The organism is Rhodoplanes elegans (assembly GCF_016653355.1).
GTDB lineage: Bacteria > Pseudomonadota > Alphaproteobacteria > Rhizobiales > Xanthobacteraceae > Rhodoplanes > Rhodoplanes elegans.
In genome coordinates this window covers 1-3,978 of record NZ_NHSK01000317.1, presented here as the reverse complement: position 1 = coordinate 3,978, position 3,978 = coordinate 1, and the positions used below count along the sequence as shown (strand labels likewise).

Genomic DNA, 3,978 nt, shown 5'->3' with positions numbered 1-3,978 from the left:
CCGTGTCCCTGTCGCCGGGCGCTTTGTCGATGGGCGGGGCCCTCCCCATCGCCACGCTCACGCCCGCCGCACCGGCCGCAGGCGCGGCCGCGGTCGACAAGCCGGCCGAGCTGCCGGTGATCCCGTCGGTCCCGACCCTGGTCGCGTCGGGCAGCCCGCCGCCCGTGGCGGCGGCGCCGGCCGTGCTGCCGCCGACCATCCCGGGCGAGCGTCGTGCCGGCTCGGCTGCGCGCGGCCATCCCGGCACCGTGCTGGCCCAGATCGCCCGCGGCATGATGGCCCGCAAGTCGACGACGGGCGGCTGATCGGCCCATGGCGGGCGTCGTCGCCCGCGGGGGTGACGCGGCGACGGCGATCGGATAGGACCTCGGCTCCCTCCGACCGACCGGACGACGATGAGCATCCCGTTTCCGACGCTGACCGACCATTTCGCGCCGCTGGCGCACCGCTACGACGTCCTGTTCTGTGACGTGTGGGGTGTCGTGCACAACGGCATCGCGCCGTTTCCCGAGACCATCGACGCGCTGCAGCGGTTCCGGGCCGGCGGCGGCCACGTCGTGCTCCTCACCAACGCGCCGCGCGACGGCGACGTGGTGGTCGACTTCCTCGACGGCCTGAAGGTGCCGCGCGACACCTATGACGCCGTCGTCACCTCGGGCGACGTCGCCCGCGCCGAGATCGAGGCGCGCCGCGACCAGCCCGTGCTGCATATCGGCCCGGAGCGCGACTTCTCCATGTTCGACGGACTGGAGCTGCGCTTCACCACGGTCGAGGAGGCGCAGTACGCCGTCTGCTCCGGCCTGTTCGACGACGAGACCGAGACGCCGGAGGATTACCGCGCGCTCGCCACGGCCATGAAGGCGCGCGACCTGTTCATGGTCTGCGCCAATCCGGACCGGGTGGTGGAGCGCGGCGACCGGCTGGTCTATTGCGCCGGCGCCGTCGCGGATCTGTACGAGAGCCTGGGTGGCGCCGTGATGTTCACGGGCAAGCCCTACCGGCCGATCTACGAGCGGGCGCTCGCCTGCGCCGAGCGGCTGCGCGGCGCCGCCGTGCCGCACGGGCGCATCCTGGCGGTCGGCGACTCGGTGCGCACCGATCTCAAGGGCGCGGTGGCGTTCGGCGTCGACTGCCTGTTCGTCACCGCCGGCATCCACGCCGAGGAGCTCGGCGGTCGCGAGACCGTCGACCACGGCGCGCTCGCCGCGATCTTCACCGAGGCCGGCGTGCTGCCCGCCGCGGTGACGCGCCGTCTGGCGTGGTGACCCGACTGGCGTCATCAGCGGCGCCCGAAACGCGAAAGGCCGGGCATGCCCGGCCTTCGGTCGTTCGTCGGTGCGTGTCGGCAGGCCGCTCGGGGCGGCCACCGGTCACTTGAACATGTCGTCGACCGCCTTCTGGTCGATGGCGTAGCCGTCGAGCTGCGGCCCGTTGAGGAGCAGGCGCTCCTTGCGCTCGGCGCGGGCGCGCTCCTCGTCGCTCGCATAGACGGGCACGGCGCCTCCGGTCGGCCCGACGACGCTAGCGAAGCGGCTGACCCGGCTTTCGATGTTCTGCAGCGTCTCGATCACCTTGGCGATGCGTTGGCCGGTGATGTCCTGGAACGAGCAGGCCTCGAAGATGACCAGCATCTTGTCCTGCACGAGCGCCTGGAACTTGGCCGGATCGCTGGTGTCGGCGGCCATCAGGGTCTCGGCGCATTCCATGATCGTGTTGGTCGCGCCTTCGGTCGCCTTGACGATCGCGCTCAGCTCGTGGCCGGCGGCCGGGATTCGATCCTGCTTGATCTCGTCGACCCGCAGGGCGCCGATCTCGCCGCGCATCCGCTCGATGTAGCCGGCGATCTCGTGCATCTCGCGGTAGATCGCCGTGTCCATCGCCTCGAAGAACACGTGCAGCGACTTCGCCGTGATCTCGGCCAGCGAGAGGACGTCGGCGAGCGAGACGTCCTCGCCCTTCTTCTGGTGCAGGCACTCGATCAGGCTCTCGAGCTGCTGCGTCTTGACCCTCGCCATCGCGAGCTCTCCTTGGGATGTGCTGCGGCGTGCCGGGGGCGGGGCGCCGGGCCGGTTGGCCCGGGGCCGCCGCGACGGCGGCCCGGACGGCTAGTCGGCGAACACCGCCTGGATCTTGCTCTGCAGGGTCTGGGCGTTGAAGGGCTTGACGATGTAGTTGTTCACGCCCGCCTTCTTGGCCGCGATGACGTTCTCGGTCTTCGACTCGGCCGTCACCATGATGAACGGGGTCTTCGACAGGCTCGGATCGGCGCGAACCTCCTTGAGGAGTTCGTAGCCGGTCATCGGCTCCATGTTCCAGTCGGAGATGACGAGGCCGTAACGCTTCTCGCGCATCTTGCCGAGCGCCGCGGACCCGTCCGCCGCGTCGTCGATATCCTCGAAACCGATCTGCTTGAGCAGATTGCGGATGATCCGGATCATCGTGTTGTAGTCATCCACGACGAGCACGGGCATCGAAAGGTCGATCGCCATGTCCTCACTCCGTTACGCAACAAACCGGGAGTACGCAGTGTCCTGTCGCTTGTGCGGCATGTGGACAGGTCCCACTGCCCGAGATACACCCAGGTTTCTCCCCACTGCTCGGACGTTAGCCGGGCCCTTTGAATATCCGGTTAATCGAGGCTCTCGGAGATCGCGGAGCGAGCCCCCCGGCAGATTTGTGGCAAACGAAAAGACCTAAGTTTGCTCGTGGTTTAGACGCGGTCGTCGAGATTCGTTAACCGCAGATTCGGAACATGACACCGGCGTCCTCCAAATCGGCCCGCAGCCTCGTTTCCGGCCTCGTCGTCGCTCTCCGCCGCCGCGCCGCCGTCTCGCGCCGGCCGCACCCCGCTCGTTCGTCTCCGCTCGTCCGCAACCCGTGACCGTGCCGCATCCATGACCGACATCTCGTTTCCCGCGCCCTCGTTCCGGCTGATCCGCGACCGCCTCGACGGGCCCGCCCCGCAGGGGCTCGAAGGCGCCGTCGTCGCGCTCGGCAATTTCGACGGCGTCCATCGCGGCCACCGCGCCGTCATCCAGGCCGCGCAGGCGCGCGCCCGCGCGCTCGGCAAGCCCGCCGCCGCCATGACGTTCGAGCCGCATCCGCGCGTCCTGTTCGACCCGGAGACGCCGGACTTCCGCCTCTCCAGCGTCGACGAGAAGGTGCGGCTCCTCGCCGCGACGGGCCTCGACGGGGCGATCGTGATGGGCTTCGACAGGGCGCTCGCCGCGCTGACCCCGGCCGAGTTCGTCCAGAAGGTGCTGCTCGACCGCCACAAGGTGGCGGGCGTTGCCACCGGCTTCGACTTCCAGTTCGGCAAGGGCCGGGCCGGCACCACCGAGTTCCTCCGCAAGGAGGGCGAGCGGCTCGGCTTCACGGTCGACATCGCCCCGCCGCTGCTCGACGCCGGCGAGCGGGTGTCGTCCGGGGCGGTGCGGTCCGCGCTGACGCGCGGCGAGGTGGAGCACGCCTGGCGGCTGCTCGGCTATCCCTGGTTCCAGTCCGGCGAGGTGGTGCACGGCGACAGCCGCGGCCGCGACCTCGGCTATCCGACCGCCAACCTGAAGCTCGACCCCAACTGCAAGCTGCGCCACGGCGTCTACGCGGTGCGGGTCGGGGTCGACGGCAAGCGCTACGACGGCGTCGCCAATTTCGGCCGGCGGCCGATGTTCGACACCGGCGTCACCCTGCTCGAGGCGTTCCTGTTCGACTTCAAGGGCGATCTCTACGGCAAGACGATCGACGTCGCCTTCTACGCGTTCCTGCGGCCGGAGCTGAAGTTCCGCGCGGTCGAGGACCTGATCGATCGAATGAACGAGGATTCGAAGGCCGCCCACCAGATCCTCGCCGGCGCCGGCAACGCCTTCCCGCAGCTCACGGACGTGGCGGTGACGAAGCGCGGGTAGGGCGCTCCGCGCACGGCGCCCGCCCTCCCTTTCCCCGCGTGCGGGGAGAGGGAGGGCGGGCGCCGTGCGCGGA

The 3,978-nt window shown here is 70.0% G+C and carries 4 protein-coding genes and 1 pseudogene; 3 read left to right on the top strand and 2 right to left on the bottom strand.

From position 1 onward, the window contains the following. Both CCR97_RS31110 and CCR97_RS31105 read left to right on the top strand, forming a co-directional pair. A pseudogene (locus CCR97_RS31110) lies at positions 1–305 on the top strand (hypothetical protein); the annotation flags it as partial. Between the two features lie 90 nt (positions 306–395). After that, positions 396–1,265: a TIGR01459 family HAD-type hydrolase gene (locus tag CCR97_RS31105; protein WP_111359978.1), complete on the top strand. Its 870-nt coding sequence runs from the start codon at positions 396–398 to the stop codon at positions 1,263–1,265. A 105-nt stretch (positions 1,266–1,370) separates the two neighbouring features. Here CCR97_RS31105 and CCR97_RS31100 read toward each other — a convergent pair whose 3' ends face one another. Both CCR97_RS31100 and CCR97_RS31095 read right to left on the bottom strand, forming a co-directional pair. Continuing rightward, positions 1,371–2,015: a protein phosphatase CheZ gene (locus tag CCR97_RS31100; protein ID WP_111359977.1), complete on the bottom strand. Its 645-nt coding sequence runs from the start codon at positions 2,013–2,015 to the stop codon at positions 1,371–1,373. A 90-nt stretch (positions 2,016–2,105) separates the two neighbouring features. After that, positions 2,106–2,489, bottom strand: coding sequence for a response regulator (locus CCR97_RS31095; RefSeq protein ID WP_111359976.1), 384 nt, complete (start codon positions 2,487–2,489; stop codon positions 2,106–2,108). A 405-nt stretch (positions 2,490–2,894) separates the two neighbouring features. Here CCR97_RS31095 and CCR97_RS31090 point away from each other — a divergent pair, with 405 nt between their 5' ends. Next, positions 2,895–3,905, top strand: a complete 1,011-nt coding sequence (locus CCR97_RS31090) for a bifunctional riboflavin kinase/FAD synthetase (RefSeq protein ID WP_111359975.1) — start codon at positions 2,895–2,897, stop codon at positions 3,903–3,905. Positions 3,906–3,978 lie beyond the last annotated feature (73 nt).